This is a genomic window from Quadrisphaera granulorum (assembly GCF_003149145.1).
Lineage (GTDB): Bacteria > Actinomycetota > Actinomycetes > Actinomycetales > Quadrisphaeraceae > Quadrisphaera > Quadrisphaera granulorum.
Genome location: NZ_QGDQ01000001.1, coordinates 419,319 through 439,838, shown reverse-complemented (window position 1 = coordinate 439,838; position 20,520 = coordinate 419,319). Strand labels below are relative to the sequence as shown.

Sequence of the window (20,520 nt, the reverse complement as noted above, 5' to 3'; positions counted from 1 at the left end):
TCAGTAAGGTCCTTCGCATGAACCCGTCCTGGAGCACTGACACCGTCTGGTGGCACGTCTACCCCCTCGGCGCCTGCGGCGCCCCCATCCACGACGCCGCTGACCGCCCCGACGCCGCAGCACCCCGGCTCCTCCGCCTGCTGCCCTGGCTCGACCACGCCGCCGAGCTCGGCTGCACGGGGCTGCTGCTGGGGCCTATGAACGCCTCCAGCACGCACGGCTACGACGTCGTCGACCACTTCCGCCTCGACCCGCGCCTGGGCGGCGCCGACAGGCACGAGGCGGATCGGGTCTTCGACCAACTGGTCACCGCGTGCCGCGAGCGCGGGCTGCGCCTGGCGCTGGACGCCGTCCTGTCGCACGTGGGCCGCGAGCACCCCCTGGTGCGCGACCTGCGCTCGGGCATGGTGGACGTCGACCCGGCGACCCTCGACGCGCCCGACGGGCCGAGGCCGCGCGTCTTCGAAGGGCACGACGCGCTGGTGCGCCTGGCCCACGGCGACCCGCGCGTGCGCGACCTCGCCGTCGACGTCCTGAGCCACTGGCTGGACCGCGGCGTCGACGCCTGGCGGCTCGACGCTGCCTACTCGATCGACCCGGCCTTCTGGGCCGAGGTGCTGCCGCGCGTGCGCGAGCGCCATCCGCGGGCGTGGTTCCTCGGGGAGGTCATCCACGGCGACCACCCCGCGGTGGTCGAGGCCACGACCATCGACTCCCTCACGCAGTACGAGCTGTGGAAGGCGACCTGGTCGGCCGTGCTCGACCGCAACCTCTTCGAGCTGGACTGGACGCTCAAGCGCCACGAGAGCTGGGTGACCGCCGCAGCGTCGCAGCCCGGCGGGGCCGGGCTTCCGCAGACGTTTGTCGGCAACCACGACGTCACGCGCATCGCCAGCCGCGTCGGCCACGACGGCGCGCTCGTGGCCGCCGTCGTCCTGCTCACCACGGCGGGCGTCCCGTCGATCTACGCCGGGGACGAGTGGGGCGCCACGGGCACCAAGGAGGACCGGGCCGGCGGCGACGACGCCGTCCGCCCCGCGCTGCCGGACTCCCCCGCGGCCTTGGACCTCGACGACGACGGACGCCGGATCCTGGCGGCGCACCGCGAGCTGCTCGCGCTGCGGCGAGCGAGGCCGTGGTTGACGACAGCACGCACCACGACGACCTCCTTGGAGAACCAGCACATGACGTACCGCAGCGACGACCGGTCCGGTGGCTCCGCTGATGACCGGGCGGTGCTCGTCGAGCTGGACCTGCGCGGCACGCCGCGCGCGGTGGTCCGCGACGATGGCGGACGGGTGCTCTGGGCCGGCTGACCCGGTTGCTCATACGGGTGGCCGCCACGGGCGGCTGACACCGCGCACCGTGGGTGGGGCACGATCCCGGGGTGCTGCGCACCGACGATCTCCAGGCCGGACGGTCGCTGCTGTTCGCCGGGCCCGACCTGGGGGCCGCCCGCGTCGTCGTCGCCCGCGAGCTCGACCGGGTGATCCCTGCGCTGGAGGAGGTACAGGCCGCCGTCGCCGCGGGCCGCTGGGCGGTGGGCTTCGTGGCGTACGAGGCCGCGCCCGCGTTCGACCCGGCGCTCGTCACCCGCCCCGCCGACCCGCAGCTGCCGCTGGTGTGGTTCGCGATCGTGGACGCGCCCCAGCAGGTGCCGCCGCTCACCGGTGGCGACGACGGCCTGGCCGAGGACGACGAGCGCGGTCGCGGCTGGTTGGCAGGCGCCTGGACGCCGGACACCTCCCCGGCCGAGCACACCGCGGCCGTCAGCGGGGTGCGCGAGCGGATCGCCCGCGGGGAGACGTATCAGGTCAACCTCACCCTGCGGCTGTCGGCGCCGTTCGACGGCGATGCCGCCGCGCTCTACGCCGACCTCGTGCGCGCGCAGCGCGGAGACCACGGCGCGCTGCTCGACCTGCGACCGTGGGGCGACGACGTCGTGGTGGCGAGCGCCAGCCCGGAGGCGTTCTTCGCCGTCCACGATGCGGGCGATCACCGTCGGGTGGTCACGCGGCCGATGAAGGGGACGGCGCCGCGGGGCCGCTCGGCAGCCGAGGACGCGCTCGCGCTGGAGCGCCTGGCGTCCAGCGCCAAGGAGCGCGCGGAGAACGTCATGATCGTCGATCTGCTCCGCAACGACCTCCACCGCGTCTGCGACCCCGACTCGGTGGAGGTCACCGAACTGCTGGCGGCGCAGACCTACCCCACGGTCCACCAGGTCGTCTCCACCGTCGAGGGCCGGCTGCGGGAGGGCACCTCGACCGTGGACCTGTTCCGGGCGCTGTTCCCGTGCGGCTCGGTGACGGGGGCACCCAAGGCCTCGACGATGCGGGCGATCGCGGAGCTGGAACGGTCACCGCGCGGGGTGTACTGCGGTGCCGTCGGCTGGCTCGCCCCTCCCGGGGAGCCGGTGACGGCGCGGTTCTCGGTGGCCATCCGCACCGCCGTGGTGACCGGTGGCACTGATGAGACGAACGACCGAGAGATCACCTACGGGACGGGCAGCGGGGTGACCTGGGGCTCGCGTGCCGGCGCCGAGCACCGGGAGGTGCTCGCCAAGGCGGCGGTGCTTGGACACCGCGAGCGCCGGTTCGGGCTGCTGGAGACCCTTGCCTACCGCCCGGGGATCGGGCTCGTGGACGTCGACCGCCACCTGCGCCGCCTGGAGGCTTCCGCGGCGTACTGCGGGCTTCCGCTCGACGTGGCCGCGGCGCGGGCCGCGCTCGACGACGCCGTGGCCCGGGGTGCCGACGCGCGCGGAGCAGCGACCGGTCCGCTGCGGGTGCGCCTGGAGCTCTCCCCGGACGGCAGTCTGTCCGTGACAACCGCCACGTTGCCGTCGCCGTCGTCATCCCACCCGCTGATGTCCCCTCCCCTGGTGCGGCTGGTGCTCGACGGCACCCCGCGGGTGCGCAGCGACGACTGGTGGCCGCGCCACAAGACGACCCGACGCGGCTGGATCGACGCGCTGCGCGCCCAGCACCGCGTCGGTGTGGTGAATCACGAGCACGACGACGGCGTCGGCCCCGACGAGGTCGTGTGGACGAACGAGCGCGGTGAGGTGTGCGAGGCGAGCACCTCCAACGTCGCGGTGAGGCTCGACGGGCGCTGGTGGACGCCGCCCGTGGAGTGCGGACTGCTGCCGGGCATCCTGCGCGAGCGGCTGCTGGAGTCGGGCCAGCTAGACCTTCGGGTGCTGTCCCCCGACGACCTGCGCCGCGCCGAGGGCCTGGCCGTGCTGAACTCGCTGCGCGGCTGGCGCCCAGCGGTGCTGGCCTGACTACCGCTTCTTGGCCGCGGACTTCTTCTTGACGGACGGCTTCTTGGTGGGCTTCTTCGCCGAGCTCTTGGCCGGTGCCTTCGCCGGCGCCTTCGCGGCCGGGGGCGCCGGCTGCGCCGTGGTGTCCTGGGCGCGGGTCGCCGTCGCCACCGGCGACCAGGGCCCTACCGGCGCTGTGCCAGCCACCACCGACAGGCGGCCGTCGGCGGCACGGGCCAGCGTGCCGATGCTGAGGCGACGCGGGTGGCGGATGGCCTCGCCGACCCTGTCCTCGCCGAGGAAGTACGTGGCGGAGGCGATGCGGAGGTTGCCGGCGGCGTCGAGGAAGGCCGCCGAGCCGCCGGGGCCCTGTGCCGTGCCGTTGCTGGACAGCAGCGGCTTCTCGTCGGGCCGGGCGCACGGGCCGGTCGGTCCCTGAGGGCAGATGGCGTAGCCGGTGGCGTAGTTGCTCCGGCCCGCGGCGTCTGTCGTGCCCCAGTGGTTGGCCGAGTAGAAGAGGTAGGTGGTACCGCCGTAGCTGACCATGGAGGGGTTCTCGATGGTCGTGCCTTCCCAGCCGCCCTCGTGGGTGGTGAGCAGGGTGGTCCACGGCGCCCCGGGCTTCGGCAGACCGTCACCGCCGAGCTCCACCGACATCAGCGCGCTCGGGTGGCTGTTGACCTTGCCGAGGGCCTTCCACAGCAGGTAGTCCTTGCCGGTGGCCGGGTCGTGGTAACCGGCCGGGTCGATGGACCCGTCGGGGTCGGTCTCCACCGGCTGGCACTGGACCGGGCCCGTGGTGGTGTCGCGGAACGGCCCGAGCGGACCGGGGCCGGTCGCCATGGTGATGCAGAAGCGGGTCGCGCCGACGCGCACCGCCGAGTACAGGTACCAGGTGTCGCCGATCTGGAACGCCGACGGCGCCCAGTACTCGGTGCGGACCCACGGCCCGTCGGAGGTCTTCAGACCCCACGAGGCGGGCTGGACGAGGACGTCGTTGTTGTTGAACTTGTCCCAGTCCGACCAGCTCTGCGCGCGGAACTCGGCGGGGATCGACGCGTCGGAGGCCACGGAGTACCCGGGCTTGCCTGGCGGCCCGGCCTGGCTGTACGTCGGGCGGGCCCGCCACGTCACCAGGTCGGTGCTGGTCAGCGCGGGCACGTACCGCCCGGCGGTGTTGGTGGCGTAGGCGTAGTAGGTGTCGCCGACGCGCGTGACCATCGGATCGGCGAAGTCGCCCTGCCAGACCTCGCCCGGCACCGTCCAGTTGTTCTTGATCTCCGGAGCCCGGGTCTCGCTGCCGTCCAAGGCAGCGGCTGCCCCTGCGGGCACCACGACGAACGCGGCGACGAGAGCCGCCAACACGCGAAGGCGACGGGGGACGGTGCGGGAGAGGCGTGCCACGACCTGGTGGTCGGCCACCGGGCCGCCTCACCGCAGGGCAGCTGGGCCGTGTGGGTGCGCAGAACCTGAGCGTTGCCGCCGCGACTCACCCGTGTGGAGCAGTGGCTCGCAGCTCAGGAGCCCGGGAAGATCTCCGCGAAGCGCTCAGACCGTGGCGGAGGCGGCCATGACCTCGACGGCGCGGTCGATGTAGGCGTCCACCTGGTGCTCGGCGTAGCCGTGCTCGCCGCGGCGGGTGGTGAAGACGGCGCGGCGCAGGTCGTCGTGGCCGAGGCCGTGCTCGCCGTCGAGCCAGGCGCCGATGCGATCGCACAGCTCGTCCACCTCGAACGGGTCGTAGCCGTGCTGGCCGGGGTCGGCACGGTCGAAGCGGTCTCCCTCGGGGCGGTCGAGCCGGGGCCGCAGCGTCGCGGCGCGCGCGGCCAGCTCGGTATAGGCGCGGTCAGCCCCGAGGCGTCCCCGCACGACCTCCTGCTCGCGGCGCAGGAAGGCGTCTTCCATGCGGTCCAGGGCCGCGTCGACCATCTGCACGTCGTAGCCGCGGCGCACGAGGTCGAAGCCGACCTCTCGCACGTCACGGCTGGTGATGCCGCCGCGCGGGCCGCCCGTCTCGTAGGAGACCCGGGCGCGGGCGAAGAACTCCTCCACCTGCTCCACCGCGTATCCGCGAGAGAAGCCGGTGGTTCGCTCGAAGGTCGGGCCCGGGGTCACTCCAGCATGGTGCCCCAGCAGCCCCACCCGCCGCTGGCGAACACGCTCCCGACGCGCCAACCGCGTCGCACGTGCGTCAACGGACCCGCTGCACCCGCGGCTCGTCCCACACCGGCTCCGGGGTCTCACGGGCGGTGCCGTCAGCCCCGAGCACGAGGAACCTGTCGAAGCTGCGAGCGAACCATCGGTCGTGGGTGACGGCGATCACCGTGCCCTCGAACCGCTCGAGGGCCGCCTCCAGCGCCTCGGCGGACTCCAGGTCGAGGTTGTCGGTGGGCTCGTCGAGCAGCAGCAGCGTGGCACCAGACAGCTCCAGGAGGAGCACACCGAAGCGTGCGCGCTGCCCGCCCGAGAGCGTGTCGGCGCGCTGCTCCGCGGCCTTCGCCAGGCCGTAGCGGTCCAGTGCGCGAGTGGCAGGCTCGCGGGGCAGGCCCTCGCGGCGACCGTCCCCACGGTGCAGCACCTCGAGCAGGGTCTTGCCGGCGTGCGGGTCGGCGCTCGCAGCGCCGCTGGTGGTCGGCGGCCCGTGCAGCGCCGAGGACTGGCGGAACCAGCCCGGGCGCACCCGGGAGCCGAGCTTCGCCGTCCCCGTGTGCTCCACCGGGGCAGGCGGAGGCCCCTCGCCCACCGGCTCGTGCTCGGCCTCGGGGTGCGTGCCGCCGCCGGCGAGCAGGCGCAGCAGATGGCTCTTGCCGGAGCCGTTGGAGCCCAGGACGGCGAGCCGGTCCCCGAAGTGGAGCTCCAGGTCGAACGGGGCGACGAGCCCGGTCAGGCCCAGCTGCTCGCACGTGACGGCGCGCTTCGCCGTCCTGCCCCCGCGCAGACGCATGCCCAGGCGCTGGGCCACCGGGGCCGCCTCGGGCGGCCCGGCCTCCTCGAAGCGCGCCAGCCGCGTCTGCGCGGCCTGGTAGCGGCTGGACATGCCGTCGTTGAAGGTGGCCTTCTGCTTGAGGGTCACCACCAGCTGCTTGAGAGCGGCATGGTCCTCGTCCCAGCGGCGGCGCAGCTCCTCCAGGCGGGCGGCGCGATCGGCGCGGGCCTGGGCGTAGCTGGCGAACCCGCCGCCATGCACCCACAGGCCCGCGCCCGCGGCGCTCGGCTCGAGGGTGGCAACGCGGGTGGCGGTACGGGCCAGCAGCTCGCGGTCGTGGCTGATGAGCAGCACCGTGCGGCCGCTGGCCACCAGCGCCTCCTCCAGCCAGCGTTTGCCGGGGACGTCGAGGGCGTTGTCGGGCTCGTCCAGCAGCAGCACGCCGTCGGGTCCGCGCAGGAGCGACTCCAGCAGCAGACGCTTGCGCTCGCCGCCGGACAGCGAGGCGACGTCACGCCAGCGGGCGCGCTCCCAGCCGATGCCGAGCGCGGCGTCGCACACGACGTCCCACGCCACCTCGGCCTCATAGCCGCCGGCGTCGCCCCAGGCGGTGATGGCTTCGGCGTAGCGCATCTGGGTCGGCTCGTCGTCGATCTCCATCATCGCCAGCTCGGCGGCGTCGAGCTCGGCCGAAGCGGCGCGCAGCGCCTGTGGCGCCACGGACAGCAGCAGATCGCGCACCTCGCGGGCTCCGGCTCCCGCGGCCTGCTGCATGACCTGCAGCTCGCCGGAGCGCACCACCGCGCCGCTCGTGGGGGTCAGCTCGCCGGTGATGATCCTCAGCAGGGTGGTCTTGCCGGTGCCGTTCGGGCCCACGAGCGCCGTGCGCTGCCCGTCGCCGACGCGCAGGTCGACGTCGCGCAGGAGGGGCCGCCCGTCGGGGAGGTCGTAGGAGATCCCGCTGACCTCGAGGTGTGCCATGGGCGTCGATCCTCCCCGACGGACCACCGCGCCGTCACCCAGGTTTCCCACCCCGCCCCACGCGCGGGTCGAGTGCCCCCACGCTCTACCGGTAGGTCAGCGCCCCCTCGGCGACGATCAAGCACCTCCGCGTCACGTCCACGGGTGGCTGCAGCCCCACGGTGGGCAGGCTGACGTCAGCCTGCCCACCGGACGTCGCGCTCCCCACGAGGCGCGGTAGCCCTGCGGAGTACTTCCTCAGACGGTGGCGGGCTGCTGCCCAGGCACCTGATCAGTGCGCAGGTGCGCGGGCTTCCAACCGAGTGCCGGGGCCACGTGCTCGGCGATGGTCGCGAGCAGCCGGGTGTTGTACTCCACGCCCAGCATGTTGGGGATGGTCAGCAACAGGGTGTCGGCCTCCTGGACGGCGACGTCCCGAGCGAGCTGCTCGGCGACGACGTCGGGGTCACCGGCGTAGTGCCGTCCGAAGCGCGCCAGGCCGCCGTCGAGGTAGCCGACCTGGTCGGTGCTGTCGACGTCACCACCGAAGTAGAGCCGGTCCTCCTCGGTGGTGATGGGCATGACACTGCGCGAGACGGACACCCGCGGGGTGCCCGACCAGCCGGCCTGCGTCCACGCCTCGCGGAAGCCGGCGATCTGCTCGGCCTGCAGCTGGTCGAACGGCACGCCGGTGTCCTCGGTGAGCAGGGTTGAGCTCATGAGGTTCATGCCCTGCTGCCCGGCCCAGCGGGCGGTGGAGCGTGTGCCCGCACCCCACCAGATGCGGTCGGCCAGGCCCGGGGCCTGCGGCTGCACCGAGAGCAGGCCCTGACGGCCCGTCATCTGCGGATCCATGGGCGCGACGCCGGCACCGGCGATGGCGGCGCGGAACCTACGCGTGTGCTCGCGCGCCAGGTCGGCGTCGGTCTGGCCATCACGCGCGATGTGCCCGAACGCCTCGGCGCCGCGCAGCGCCGGCTCCGGTGATCCGCGGCTCACGCCGAGCTGGAGCCTGCCGCCGCTGATGAGGTCGGTGGAGGCGGCCAGCTCGGCCATCGCCAGGGGCTCCTCGTAGCGCATGTCGATGACACCCGTGCCCAGCTCGATGCGGGACGTGCGCGCGGCCATCGCCGCGAGCAGCGGCCACGGCGTGGACAGCTGGGGCGCGAAGTGGTGGACGCGGATGAACGCGCCGTCCAGACCGAGCTCCTCCGCCGCGACCGCCAGCTCGACGGTCTGCAGGAGGGCATCAGCCCCGGTGCGGACGTGGGAGCCGCGCGCGGGACGCCAGTTGCCGAAGTTGAGGAACCCGATGTTCTTCACGATTCAACTAACTCCGGGTCGAGGCGATGTGTTCCCAGGGTGGTGCGCGCTCTCAGCCCGTGGGCTGGGCGATGTCGGTCGCGGCCAGCTGACCGCAGGCGCCGTCGATGTCGCGGCCGCGCGTGTCACGCACGGTGGTGGGGATGCCTGCGTCGCGCAGGCGTCGCACGAACTCTGCCTCCACCTGCGGGTCCGACGCCGTCCACCGCGACCCGGGCGTGGGGTTGAGCGGGATCGGATTGACGTGCACCCAGCCGCTGCCGCGCGCCAGCAGCTGCTCGGCGAGCAGGTCGGCTCGCCAGGCATGGTCGTTGACGTCGCGGATGAGCGCGTACTCAATGCTCACGCGGCGGCCGGTCGCCTCGAAGTACCGGTGGGCTGAGTCGAGGACGGCGGCCACGTCGTAGCGGCTGTTCAGCGGCACCAGCTCATTGCGGAGCAGGTCGTCGGGGGCGTGAAGGCTCAGCGCGAGCGTCACTGCCAGCCCCTCCCCCGCGAGCTTGTCGACGGCGGGGACCAGGCCCACGGTCGAGACGGTAATGCCGCGGGCGGACATGCCCAGCCCGTCGGGAGCAGGGTCGACCATGCGCCGCACGGCCCCGACGCACGCCTTGTAGTTGGCGAGCGCTTCCCCCATGCCCATGAAGACGACGTTGTGTACCCGCTCCCCCGTGGGCGCGAGGTACCGGTTGGCGGCGTGCACCTGCTCGACCACCTCGGCCGCCGACAGGTTCCGCTGCAGGCCGCCCTGCCCGGTGGCGCAGAACGGGCAGGCCATGCCGCACCCGGCCTGGCTGGAGACGCACAGCGTGACGCGCCCCGGGTAGCGCATGAGCACGCTCTCGATGCGGGCGCCGTCGAACAGCTTCCACAGGGTCTTTACGGTGTCACCGCCGTCGGCCTCGAGCACGCGGGTCTGCGTGAGCAGCGGCGGCAGCAGGGCGGCGCCCAGCTGGTCGCGCAGGGCGGCCGGCAGGTCGGTCATGCCCGCTGGGTCGACCTCGCCGCGGCCGAAGTAGTGCTGCGCGACCTGCTTGACCCGGAACGGGGGAACGCCCAGCTCCGCGGCAGCGGCAGCGCGCTCGGAGGGGGCGAGGTCAGCAAGGTGACGCGGAGGCTTGGCCCGGCGCGGGGCGGCGAGCGTCAGTGCGGGGCGGGCGCCCGCGGGACCGGAAGTGGCAGCGGGCGCGGGGGCGGCGGTCTCAGACATGGCACCCCCATGGTCCCACCCTCAGCGGACCAGCAACTCCAGCAGCAGCCACGTGGTGGGGGCGACGGCGAGCAGGGAGTCGAGCCGGTCGAGAACCCCGCCGTGCCCGGGCACCAGGGTGCCCATGTCCTTGATGCCGAGGTCGCGCTTGAGGATGGACTCCGAGAGGTCGCCCAGCGTCGCGGATGCGGCGGCGCCGACACCCACGAGCGCACCGGCCCACCAGCTGCCCCCGAGCAGCAGCCACACCGACAGCGCACCCGCCACGACGCAGGCGATGCCCGAACCGGCCAGGCCCTCCCACGACTTCTTGGGGCTGATCGACGGCGCCATCGGGTGGCGTCCGAACAGGACCCCCGCGGCGTACCCGCCCACGTCGCTGCACACCGTGAGGAGGACGAAGACGACGACGCGCTGCGCGCCGTCGTCGGCGGCGAGCATGAGCATCGCGAACCCCGCGAGCAGCGGGAGCCATCCCACGATTAGGACGGCGGCGGTGATGTCGCGCACGAGTGCCACACCCGGGGCCGCCGTCCCCTCACCGACGTGCGGGGGCAGATCCGGTACCTCGAGGACACGCCACAGGACGGCGGCGACGGCGGTCAGGCACACCCCCACAAGCAGCGCGTCCAGACCGCCGACGTAGGCGGCGACGAGAGTCGCTGCGGACCCGACGACCAGCGGAACCTGGGTGACCCGGCGGTGGCGACTGGCCAAGGCCCGCGCGAGCTCGCGCACGGACAGACCGACCGCCAGCGCCGCAACACCGATGAAGACCTGCTTGACCAGCAGCAGTGCGGCCAGCACGCCACCGCCAAGCACCACCCCCGCGATGATCGCCTGGGGGAGGTTGCGCCCGGCTCGCCCCACGGGGCGAGCCGGCTGCACAGCAGGCTCGGCCACGGCTGGATCCACGCTGCTCGCTCAGACGGCGAGGAGCTCGGTCTCCTTGTGCTTGACCAGCTCGTCGATCTCGTCGACGAAGCGCCGGGTCAGGGAGTCGAGCTCCTTCTCCGCGCGGGCGACGTCGTCCTCGCCGGCCTCGCCGGCCTTGACCACCCGGTCGAGCTCGTCCTTGGCGCGGCGGCGGATGCTGCGCACCGACACCTTCGCGTCCTCGGCCTTGGACTTGGCGAGCTTGATGTAGTCCCTGCGTCGCTCCTCGGTGAGCTGCGGGAGGATGATCCGGATGACGTTGCCGTCATTGGAGGGGTTGACGTCGAGGTCGGAGGCGCGCAGCGACTTCTCGATCGCGGTGATCGAGGACTTGTCGTAGGGGCTGATGAGCACCGTGCGGGCCTCCGGCACCTGGAACGACGCCAGCTGCTGCAGCGGGGTCATCGCGCCGTAGTACTCCACGTTGACCTTCGCGAACAGCGCCGGGTTGGCGCGGCCGGTGCGGATCGCCGAGAAGTCGTTCTTGGCGACCTCGACGGCCTTTTCCATCTTTTCCTCGGCCTCGAGGAGCGTGTCGTCGATCACAGGCCTGGGTCCTCCTCGTCAGTGCGTCACGTCCGGGCGAGCCCGCGCCCCCCGGCAGGGGGGCGCAGCGCTCAGCCCGCCGAGACGAGCGTGCCGATCCTCTCACCGCGCAGCGCGGCGGAGATGGTGCCCTCCCCGTCCATGCCGAACACGACCATGGGAAGGCCGTTGTCCATGCACAGGCTGAAGGCGGTCGCGTCAACGACCTTGAGCTGCTGGCGCAGGGCTTCGCCGTAGCTGACCTCGTCCAGACGTGAAGCGTCGGGGTCCTTGCGGGGGTCGGCGGTGTAGACGCCGTCGACGCCGTTCTTCGCCATGAGCACCGCGTCGGCCCGGATCTCCAGCGCACGCTGGGCGGCCACGGTGTCGGTGGAGAAGTACGGCAGGCCAGCGCCCGCACCGAAGATGACCACGCGGCCCTTCTCCATGTGACGGATCGCGCGGCGCGGCACGTACGGCTCCGCGACCTGGCCCATGGTGATCGCCGTCTGCACGCGGGTGTCCACCCCGGCCTGCTCCAGGAAGTCCTGCAGGGCCAGGCAGTTCATCACCGTGCCGAGCATGCCCATGTAGTCGGCCCGGCTGCGGTCCATGCCGCCCTGGCTCAGCTCGGCGCCGCGGAAGTAGTTGCCTCCCCCGACGACGATGGCGACCTGGACACCCTCGCGGACGGGGCCGACGATGGCGCGCGCCACGGAGGCGACCACGTCGGGGTCGACCCCGACGCGGCCGCCACCGAAGGCCTCACCCGACAGTTTCAGGACGACGCGACGCCAGCGCTCACCGCGCAAGCCACTCTCGAAGTCCCTCTCCACGTCGACTGCACGGTCCACGGCACCCGGAGCGCCGCTGGGTGAGGTGCTCACGCCGCGCTCAGGCGCCGACGCGGAAGCGGGCGAAGGCCAGGACCTTGACGCCGGAGTCGTTCAGCACCTGCTGGACGGTCCGCTTGGGGTCCTTGGCGAAGGACTGCTCGAGCAGGACGTTGTCCTTGAAGAAGCCGTTGACGCGACCCTCGATGATGCGGGGCAGCGCGGCCTCCGGCTTTCCCTCCTCGCGGGCGGTCTCCTCGGCGATGCGGCGCTCGTTGGCCACCGTCTCCTCGGACACCTCGTCACGGTGCAGGTGCAGCGGCGACAGAGCCGCGATGTGCATCGCGACGTCGCGAGCGGTGTCGATCTCCTCGCTGTCCAGCGCCACGAGCACGCCGATCTGCGGGGGCAGGTCGGGGCTGGTGCGGTGCAGGTAGGAGGCGACGTGCGCGCCCTCGAGGCGGGCCACGCGGCGCACCTCGATCTTCTCGCCGATGGTGGCGTTGGACTCGTCGAGCAGCGTCTGCAGCGGCTTGCCGTCGATCTCGGCCGCCAGCAGGGACTCGGAGTCCTTGGCGCCGGTACGGACGGCGAGGTCGAGCACGCGCTCGGCGAGGGCGATGAACCGCTCGCCCTTCGCGACGAAGTCGGTCTCGCAGTTGACCTCGACGAGCGTGCCGACGCTTCCCTCGACGCGCGCGGCGACGAGGCCGTTGCTCGTGGTGCGCCCCTCGCGCTTGGTCACGCCCTTGAGGCCCTTGACGCGCAGGATCTCGATGGCCTTCGCGCGGTCGCCGTCGGCCTCGTCCAGCGCCTTCTTGACGTCGAGCATGCCCGCACCGGTCTGCTCGCGCAGGGCCTTGATGTCAGCGGCGGTGGTCGCCATGGGGGTCCGTCCTCTCGCCTGTGTCCTCCGCGCGCCGGGGGTGCCGGGCGCGGTCTTCGTGGTCTGGGGCCGCCGTCCCGGTCGGGCTCGGCGGCGGTGCCGCGCCGCCCCGGTCAGGGGCGGCGCGGCGGTGGCGCGGAGAGCCGCGTCAGGCGGTCGGCGTCGCCTCGTCGGCCGGGGCAGCAGCAGCCTCGGCCGGAGCGCTGGCCTCGCCCTCGGCCTGGGCGATCGCGGCGGCCGGCTCGGCGCCGGTCGGGACCTGGGCAGCAGCCTCGGCCTCGCCCTGGGCCGCGGCGGCACCAGCGGCGTTGTCGCCGGCGCCGGCGCCGGTCTGGGTCTCGCCGGCGAGCAGCTCGGCCTCCCACGCGGCCATCGGCTCGGCGGCGGCCTCGCCGCCACCGGCGCGGGTGCGCAGGCCGTCAGCGACGGCGTCGGCGATGACGCGGGTCAGCAGGGTGACCGAGCGGATCGCGTCGTCGTTGCCGGGGATGCGGTAGTCCACGACGTCGGGGTCGCAGTTGGTGTCGAGGATCGCCACGACCGGGATACCCAGCTTGTGCGCCTCGTCGACGGCGAGGTGCTCCTTGTTGGTGTCCACGATCCACACGGCCGAGGGCGTGCGGGCCATGTCGCGGATGCCGCCGAGGGTGCGCTCGAGCTTCTCCTTCTCGCGGCGCATCATGAGCAGCTCCTTCTTCGTGCGGCCCGAGGAGGCCACGTCGTCGAAGTCGATCTGCTCGAGCTCCTTGAGGCGCTGCAGACGCTTGCTCACCGTCTGGAAGTTGGTGAGCATGCCACCCAGCCAGCGCTGGTTCACGTAGGGCATGCCGACGCGGGCGGCCTGCTCGGCCAGGGGCTCCTGCGCCTGCTTCTTGGTGCCCACGAAGAGGATCGAGCCACCGTGCGCGACGGTCTGCTTGACGAACTCGTAAGCGCGGTCGATGTGGGTCAGCGACTGCTGCAGGTCGATGATGTAGATGCCGTTGCGGTCCGTCAGGATGAACCGCTTCATCTTGGGGTTCCAGCGACGGGTCTGGTGCCCGAAGTGGACGCCGCTCTCGAGCAGCTGGCGCGTGGTGACGACGGCCATGCCGCACTCCTCTCAACCCCGGACCGGGTTCGCTTCCCGGCACAGGGCTCATCTCGGTTCTTGCTGTGGTCCGGGTCCGGCCGCAGCCCTGGTGCCTGCGGAGCGCCACCGCCCGGAGCTCCGGGACCGAGGTGGCGCACCCCGCCGCGAGGCGGTGTGCGGGCACGCGAAGTACCGGTCGCGAGACCGGCCGTGACCCATCCTACGCGGACCCGCAGGACCCCCCGGACCGCTGGCCCGTCCACAGCGCCATCGACAGGGCCCTCCACAGGGCCGCCCGCAGCTCGTTCCAGGCGTCGTCCACAGCGCTGTCCACAGGTGCGCGGAGCCGCGTGCCGCCTGTCCACAGGGAGCGGTCGGAGCGGGCGGCGGCGACGTCGGGCGGGGCAGCCTCGCGGGGTGACCCCCGTCCCCTCCGGCACTCCGTCGTCGTGGCGCGCGCCGCGCGCGCCGCGCGCGCCGCTCGCGCTGCTCGTCGTCGTCGTGATCTCGGGGCTTCTCCCGCTCACCGCGCCGGCAGCGCAGGCAAGCCCGCCGACGAGCGCACCAGCGACCGCTCGCTGGTGGTGGCCCCTGGACGATGCCGCCGGTCCCCCGACCGTGCTGCGCCGCGCGTCGCTGCCCGGCCGGCCGTGGCAGCCGGGGCACCGCGGGGTGGACCTGGCGGCGGCTGCGGGACAGACCGTGCTGGCGCCCGTGAGTGGCGTGGTGGTGGCCGGGGGCGGGATCGCCGGCCGTGGCGTGCTGAGCATCAGGTCGTCGTCGGGGTGGCGCGCCACCCTCGAACCTGTGGACAGCACGGTCCGCGTGGGAGACCGCGTGGAGCGCGGGCAACCGGTGGGCACGGTACAGGCGGAGGCAAGCTCCGCGCACTGCGCCCCTACGTCGTGCCTCCACTGGGGCGTGCGAACGGGCTCGGGAACGCAGACGCGCTACCTGGACCCGCTGACTCTGCTCCGCCCGCGGGTGGTGCTGCTGCCGGTTCCCGGCTGGGGCACGCGCAGGGACACCGGCCCCGCGATCAGATGACGCTCAGCTGGCCTCGGCGAGCTTGGCGCGCATCGCCACGACCGCCTTCGTGTGCATCTGGCACACGCGCGACTCGGTCACGCCGAGCACCTTGCCGATCTCCGAGAGGGTGAGGTTCTCGTAGTAGTAGAGCGTCACCACGATCTTCTCGCGCTCGGGAAGCTGGTCGATGACCCGGGACAGGAGGTACTTGGTCTCCTCGTTCTCGAACGCGGTGACCGGGTCCTCGACGCGGGTGTCCTTGAGCGTGTCGCCCAGGGAGAGCGACTCGCCCTTCTCCCCCGATACGCCGAGCAGCTCGTCGAGCGCCACGACGTTGACGTAGGAGACCTGGCTGAAGATCGCGTGGAGGTCCCTGAGAGAGATCCCCATCCGCGCCGCGACCTCCGGCTCGGTGGGGGTGCGGTGCAGCTCGGACTCCAGTGCCGCGTAGGCGCGCTCGACGTCGCGTGCCTTGCTGCGCACCGAGCGCGGGATCCAGTCCATAGCGCGCAGCTCGTCGATGATGGCGCCGCGGATGCGGGTGATCGCGTAGGTCTCGAATTTGATGGCGCGCTCGAGGTCGAACTTCTCGATCGCGTCGATGAGCCCGAAGACGCCGTAGGAGACGAGGTCGGCCTGGTCGACGTTGGCGGGCAGGCCGACGGCGACGCGACCGGCCACGTACTTCACCAGCGGCGCGTAGTGGAGGATCAGCCGCTCGCGAACCACCGGGTCTCCGTGGTCCTTGAAGCGCTGCCACAGGTCGCGCAGGAGCGCTTCGTTGCGGGCGACGGCCTCCGGGTCGGCACCCTTCGTCGCCAACCTCGAGCTGAGCCGTGGCGCGCGCACGACGGGCGCGGGCTCCTCGGTGGTGGTGATCGTGGGCGCCGGGGGCGCTGTCACGGGAGCTGCTTTGGTCATGTTTCCCCTGCCTCTCCCGGACGGGGCTCCCCGGGGCGCCGTCCGGGGCGCTCACGCCCGCGGGTGGGCCTGTTCGTAGCTTCGCCGCAGGCGCTCGACCGAGACGTGGGTGTAGACCTGCGTGGTCGCCAGGCTAGCGTGGCCGAGCATCTCCTGGACGGATCTCAGGTCCGCGCCCCCGTCCAGCAGGTGCGTTGCAGCCGTGTGGCGCAACGCGTGAGGGGCGGCGTCGACGCCCTCCCCCAGGCCCCTGAGCAGCGCGTGGACCACCTCCCGCACCTGGCGCTGGTCCCAGCGGCCGCCGCGCGCGCCGAGCAGCAGAGCCGGTGGCGACCCGGGCGTGGCGAGTCGCGGACGGCCCCGCTCGAGGTACTCGCCCACGGCCCGGTCTGCGGGCTGGCCGTAGGGCACGACCCGCTCCTTGGAGCCCTTGCCGAGCACGCGCAGCGTGCGCCGCTCCCTGTCGACGTCGTCGACGTCGAGCCCGACGAGCTCGCTCACGCGGATGCCGCTGGCGTACAGCAGCTCGGCGGCGGCGCGGTCGCGCAGGTGGGCGGGGTCGTCGTCGTCGGCGCGCACGGCGGCGAGGTCCATGAGGCGGCCGGCCTGGTCGGCGCGCAGCACGGTCGGCAGGGTGCGGTTCGGGGTCGGCGAGCGCAGCCTCAGCGCGGGGTCGGCAGGCAGCCGTCCGGTCCGCACGGCCCAGGCGGTGAAGCTGCGGACCGCGGAGGTCCGCCGCGCCAACGTCGAGCGCGCCGCACCGGCGGCGGCCTGGGCTCCGAGCCAGGACCGGAGATCAGCCAGGGACAGGCCCGCGAGGTCGGTACCGGTGGCGTGCAGGTGCTCCTGGAGGGAGGACAGGTCGGCGGTGTAGGCGCGCGTGGTGGCCGGCGAAGCCCCGCGCTCGAGCTCCAGGTGCCGACAGAACAGCTGCGGCCAGTCCTCGCTCGTCTCACCCATCCGCTCACTGTCCGCGACCGGTGGGGGGCTCCTCAAGCGGGGCACGCCGCCACCCGCCACCCTCGGGCACCACGAGCCCGTGCATCACGAGGTCCTCCAGCCCCGCGCGCACCTCCTCGAGGGGCAGCCCGGCAGCGCCGACGATGCTCTGGGCGCTGCGCGGGTCGAGCAGGGGGACCGCGTCGAGCACGCGGCCCGCCAGGTCCGACAACCCGTCGTGAGGTCGGGCCGGCACGGGACGCTCCGGGTCGGCGCGTGTGATCTTCAACAGCTGCAGCGCCTCGGAGGCGTCGGTGATGCACACCGCTTCGCGACGCAGCAGCCGATGGCACCCCTCCGAGCTAGGCGAAGTGATCGGCCCGGGCACGGCGCCGATGGGCTTTCCGATCATCTGCGCCCGGTTCGCCGTGGACAGCGCCCCCGACCGCCATCCGGCCTCCACCACCACGGTGGCTCCCGCTGCAGCCGCGATGAGCCGGTTCCGCTGCAGGAACCGCCGCTTCATCGGGCTGGAGCCGGGCGGGAGCTCGCTGACCACGAGGCCCTCCTCGCACAGCGCCCGCAGCAGCGCGGCGTGAGAGGGCGGGTAGGCCCTGTCGACCCCGCAGGCGAGCACCGCCACCGTCGGTCCCCCGGATGCGAGGGCGCCGCGGTGCGCGGCGCCGTCGATGCCGAGCGCCGCGCCGGAGATGGTCGTAGCTCCGGCGTCTCCCAGCCCGATCCCCAGCTGCGAGGCGATCCGCTCGCCGTAGGCGGTGGCGGCGCGCGCTCCGACGACGGCGATGCTCCGCTCGCACGCCGCGGCGAGGTCGAGCGGCCCGCGCACCCAGAGGGCGAACGGCTCGTCGCCGTCGAGCAAGGCGAGCCCGTCCGGCCACTCGGCATCGCCGGGCAGCACGACACGTCCGCCGAGCGCGTGGAGGCGGTCGAGGTCGCGCTCGGGGTCGGTCTGGTCCCAGCGGCTGGCCCAGCGCGCCAGGCCCCGCCGCAACCGCTCGACGGACTCCCCCTCGAAGCACTCGGCTGCGCTGACGGGTGCCGGGGAGGCGAGCCGCTCCAGCGCCGCACTCGGCCCCCGGTGCCCGACGAAGCGGCGGGCCTCGAGGTCCTCGGGCTCGGCCAGGCGAGACCAGGCGAGCTGGGCAAGGCGCGCGTCGGCCACCCAGCGAGGAAGCGACGCGCCGGCCCCGAGCGGGAGCACCTGCTGCCATCCGGTCATGCGACGGCCCACGGCAGTCGCCACGAGAGCGCACGCTCGACGTCCTCGGCCCCCGGCTGGGCCCGGCCAGCAAGATCGGCCAAGGTCCACGAGACCCGCAAGACCCTGTCGAGGCCGCGCAGCGTCAGCTCGCCCTCGTCGAGACGGACCATCGCGGTGCGGACGGCGGCGGACGGCAGCCGCAGGGGTCCGCGCAGGTGCCGCCCGGGCACCTCGCCGTTGCAGCGCCACGGCGTGCCGCGCAGCCGCTCCGCGGCCGCGCCCCGGGCGGCGGCGACCTGCGCGGCCACCTGCGCCGAGGTCGGACGGGGCGTCGGCGAGGTGCCGCGCTCGGCGGCGTCGAGCTCCGTGCGGGAGACCGGCGCGACGGTCACCTGAAGGTCCACCCGGTCGAGCAGCGGGCCCGACAGGCGGTTGCGGTAGCGCCGCTGCTCCTGGGGTGTACACCGGCAGGACAGGCCCTTGTCGATGCCCCGACCGCACGGGCACGGGTTGGACGTGCAGACGAGCTGGAACCGCGCGGGGAACCTCGCAGTGCCCCGCGCCCGGGCGATCACCACCTCGCCGTCCTCCAGCGGCTGGCGCAGCCCCTCGAGCACGCGCCGATCGAACTCGGGGCCCTCGTCCAGCAGCAGCACCCCGCGGTGCGCCCGCGACACCGCCCCCGGGGAGGGCACCAGCGACCCGCCTCCGAGCACCGCTGCCGCGGAGGCCGTGTGGTGCGGCGCCTCGAAGGGCGGCCGGTCCAGCAGGCCGCGGGCGGGGTCGAAGGTGCCCGACAGCGAGTGGACGGCGGTCACCTCGACCGCCTCGGCCTCGCTGAGCGGCGGCAGCACGCCGGGCAGACGCGCCGCGAGCATCGACTTCCCCGCGCCCGGCGGTCCCGTGAGCAGCAGGTGGTGGCCACCGGCGGCGGCCACCCGCAGCGCGTCGAGCGCGTCGGCCTGACCTACGACGTCGGACAGGTCCGCCGATGCGGTCCCGTCGGCACCGGGTGCGCCAGGCTGCCCGCCGACGAGGGTAGCGCGCCCGGCCCCGCGCGGCGGCGCAGCCACCAGCTCTCCTCCGTGGGCTCGCACGAGGTCTCCAAGGTGCTCGACCGGCACCACCTCCACGCCCGGCACCAGCGCGGCCTCGGCGGCGTTGGCGGCGGGGACGACGGCGCGGCGCACGCCCTGGGAGCTCGCCGCCAGCACCGCGGGCAGCACCCCGCGGACCGGGCGAACCCACCCGTCCAGGCCGAGCTCCCCCAGGTGCAGCGCCTGGGCGGCGAGGGCGCCGCGCACGCTGCGCTGGGCCGCGAGGAGCGCGGCGGCTACCGCCAGGTCGAAGGAGGCGCCCTGCTTGGGCAGCGACGCCGGGGAGAGGTTGACCACCACGCGTCGGTCGGCCAGCGCCAGACCGGCGTTGCGCAGCGCAGCGCGCACCCTGTCGCGCGATTCCACCAGGGCGGCGTCGGGCAGACCCGTGAGGACGAACGCGGGCAGACCAGCGGTGACGTCGGCCTCGACCTCCACGAGGTGACCGGCCAGCCCGAGCAGCGCCACCGCCAGGGAACGTCCGACGCTCACCTGTCGATCCCGCGCACGTGCTGCACCTCGGGCGTGGTCCCTTCAGCGAGAAGCACCCCCACGACGTCGAGCCGGAGCCGCCCACCGCACCCGCCGCGCCCTGCCGCCGGGTGCTCCGCGCACCAGGCGCCGAGCAGCCGCCGCAGGCGCGCCACCTTCCGCGGTGTCACCGACTCCAGGGGCGTACCCGCCGACGTCGTGCGGCGGGTGCGCACCTCCACCCCGACGACCACGTCGCCGTCGAGGACCACGAGGTCGAGCTCCCCGAGGCGGCACCGCCAGTTCCGGTCGAGCACCCGCGCTCCGGCGGCGACCAGGTGCGCCTCCGCGATCCGCTCACCGCACCGCCCCACCTCGAGGCGCGACAGCTCCTCCACACGGGCACCCACCTCGGTGCCTGCACCCTGTTCCGCTCCGGCCACGACGACCACCTCCGGGCAGCCACGCTGCCCGCAGCGGCGGACCACCACCGCGCCGATCACGGCAGCCTGTGGACGGAGCCGGGGCGTAGCGCCCCTGTGGGCGGACGACGCGCTCGCGCGCGCCTCCGGGGCCCAGGACGATCAGCCGGGGAAGCCTTCGGGCTTGGGCACCTCGAGGTCGCTCTTGGACAGCTCCTCCACGTTGACGTCCTTGAACGTCACCACGCGGACCGTCTTCACGAACCGTGCGGAGCGGTAGACGTCCCACACCCACGCGTCGGACAGGACGAGCTCGAACCACACCTCGCCGTCGGTGGTGCGGGGCCGCAGATCCACCGAGTTGGCCAGGTAGAAGCGCCGTTCGGTCTCCACCACGTAGGAGAAGAGCCCGACGACGTCGCGGTACTCGCGGTAGAGCGCGAGCTCCATCTCGGTCTCGTAGTCCTCGAGGTCCTCAGCGCTCAT

General features: G+C 73.6%; 19 protein-coding genes. 3 read left to right on the top strand and 16 right to left on the bottom strand.

From position 1 onward, the window contains the following. The first annotated feature begins 17 nt into the window (after positions 1 to 17). Positions 18 to 1,316, top strand: a complete 1,299-nt coding sequence (locus BXY45_RS02015; protein WP_109772575.1) for an alpha-amylase family glycosyl hydrolase — start codon at positions 18 to 20, stop codon at positions 1,314 to 1,316. A gap of 71 nt (positions 1,317 to 1,387) precedes the next feature. Then, entirely contained in the window at positions 1,388 to 3,283 is a 1,896-nt protein-coding gene (locus BXY45_RS02010; protein WP_211319145.1) for a chorismate-binding protein, read from the top strand. Here the strand turns inward: BXY45_RS02010 and BXY45_RS02005 are convergent, their stop codons facing one another. The 10 genes from BXY45_RS02005 to rpsB form a co-directional block, all read right to left on the bottom strand. After that, on the bottom strand, positions 3,284 to 4,684 hold the full coding sequence (locus tag BXY45_RS02005) for a family 43 glycosylhydrolase (protein WP_109772573.1): 1,401 nt from the start codon (positions 4,682 to 4,684) through the stop codon (positions 3,284 to 3,286). A 126-nt stretch (positions 4,685 to 4,810) separates the two neighbouring features. Further along, on the bottom strand, positions 4,811 to 5,377 hold the full coding sequence (locus BXY45_RS02000; protein ID WP_170131260.1) for a DivIVA domain-containing protein: 567 nt from the start codon (positions 5,375 to 5,377) through the stop codon (positions 4,811 to 4,813). A 76-nt stretch (positions 5,378 to 5,453) separates the two neighbouring features. Beyond that, on the bottom strand, positions 5,454 to 7,169 hold the full coding sequence (locus tag BXY45_RS01995; protein WP_109772571.1) for an ABC-F family ATP-binding cassette domain-containing protein: 1,716 nt from the start codon (positions 7,167 to 7,169) through the stop codon (positions 5,454 to 5,456). 237 nt (positions 7,170 to 7,406) lie between these two features. Continuing rightward, entirely contained in the window at positions 7,407 to 8,471 is a 1,065-nt protein-coding gene (locus tag BXY45_RS01990) for an LLM class flavin-dependent oxidoreductase (RefSeq protein ID WP_109772570.1), read from the bottom strand. A gap of 52 nt (positions 8,472 to 8,523) precedes the next feature. Beyond that, entirely contained in the window at positions 8,524 to 9,681 is a 1,158-nt protein-coding gene (rlmN, locus tag BXY45_RS01985) for a dual-specificity RNA methyltransferase RlmN (RefSeq protein ID WP_109772569.1), read from the bottom strand. A 21-nt stretch (positions 9,682 to 9,702) separates the two neighbouring features. After that, positions 9,703 to 10,584, bottom strand: coding sequence for a phosphatidate cytidylyltransferase (locus BXY45_RS01980; RefSeq protein WP_245961603.1), 882 nt, complete (start codon positions 10,582 to 10,584; stop codon positions 9,703 to 9,705). 21 nt (positions 10,585 to 10,605) lie between these two features. After that, positions 10,606 to 11,163 (bottom strand): ribosome recycling factor, encoded by a 558-nt coding sequence (gene frr, locus BXY45_RS01975; protein ID WP_109772568.1) that lies wholly within the window; start codon positions 11,161 to 11,163, stop codon positions 10,606 to 10,608. A 71-nt stretch (positions 11,164 to 11,234) separates the two neighbouring features. Then, entirely contained in the window at positions 11,235 to 11,978 is a 744-nt protein-coding gene (pyrH, locus tag BXY45_RS01970) for a UMP kinase (protein WP_342799501.1), read from the bottom strand. Between the two features lie 58 nt (positions 11,979 to 12,036). Further along, the gene (tsf, locus tag BXY45_RS01965) at positions 12,037 to 12,861 is read right to left on the bottom strand and encodes a translation elongation factor Ts (RefSeq protein ID WP_109772566.1); all 825 of its coding nucleotides are present in this window, start codon (positions 12,859 to 12,861) and stop codon (positions 12,037 to 12,039) included. 148 nt (positions 12,862 to 13,009) lie between these two features. Further along, a complete protein-coding gene (gene rpsB / locus BXY45_RS01960; RefSeq protein ID WP_109772565.1) occupies positions 13,010 to 13,951 on the bottom strand; it encodes a 30S ribosomal protein S2 in 942 nt (313 codons plus the stop codon). Positions 13,952 to 14,350: 399 nt separating this feature from the next. Here rpsB and BXY45_RS01955 point away from each other — a divergent pair, with 399 nt between their 5' ends. Continuing rightward, entirely contained in the window at positions 14,351 to 14,980 is a 630-nt protein-coding gene (locus tag BXY45_RS01955) for a M23 family metallopeptidase (RefSeq protein WP_109772564.1), read from the top strand. A gap of 3 nt (positions 14,981 to 14,983) precedes the next feature. Here BXY45_RS01955 and whiG read toward each other — a convergent pair whose 3' ends face one another. From whiG to BXY45_RS01925, 6 genes are all read right to left on the bottom strand, one after another. Beyond that, positions 14,984 to 15,865 (bottom strand): RNA polymerase sigma factor WhiG, encoded by an 882-nt coding sequence (gene whiG, locus BXY45_RS01950; protein WP_245961601.1) that lies wholly within the window; start codon positions 15,863 to 15,865, stop codon positions 14,984 to 14,986. Positions 15,866 to 15,934: 69 nt separating this feature from the next. Continuing rightward, entirely contained in the window at positions 15,935 to 16,843 is a 909-nt protein-coding gene (locus BXY45_RS01945) for a tyrosine recombinase XerC (protein WP_109772562.1), read from the bottom strand. Between the two features lie 4 nt (positions 16,844 to 16,847). After that, on the bottom strand, positions 16,848 to 18,086 hold the full coding sequence (gene dprA / locus BXY45_RS01940) for a DNA-processing protein DprA (protein ID WP_211319144.1): 1,239 nt from the start codon (positions 18,084 to 18,086) through the stop codon (positions 16,848 to 16,850). After that, positions 18,059 to 19,633, bottom strand: coding sequence for a YifB family Mg chelatase-like AAA ATPase (locus BXY45_RS01935; protein WP_109772561.1), 1,575 nt, complete (start codon positions 19,631 to 19,633; stop codon positions 18,059 to 18,061). Before BXY45_RS01935 ends, dprA begins: the two co-directional genes overlap by 28 nt. Further along, positions 19,630 to 20,115, bottom strand: a complete 486-nt coding sequence (locus BXY45_RS01930; protein ID WP_245961600.1) for a YraN family protein — start codon at positions 20,113 to 20,115, stop codon at positions 19,630 to 19,632. The genes BXY45_RS01935 and BXY45_RS01930 overlap by 4 nt, the downstream gene beginning before the upstream one ends. 81 nt (positions 20,116 to 20,196) lie before the next feature. Beyond that, a complete protein-coding gene (locus tag BXY45_RS01925; protein ID WP_109772560.1) occupies positions 20,197 to 20,520 on the bottom strand; it encodes a DUF2469 domain-containing protein in 324 nt (107 codons plus the stop codon).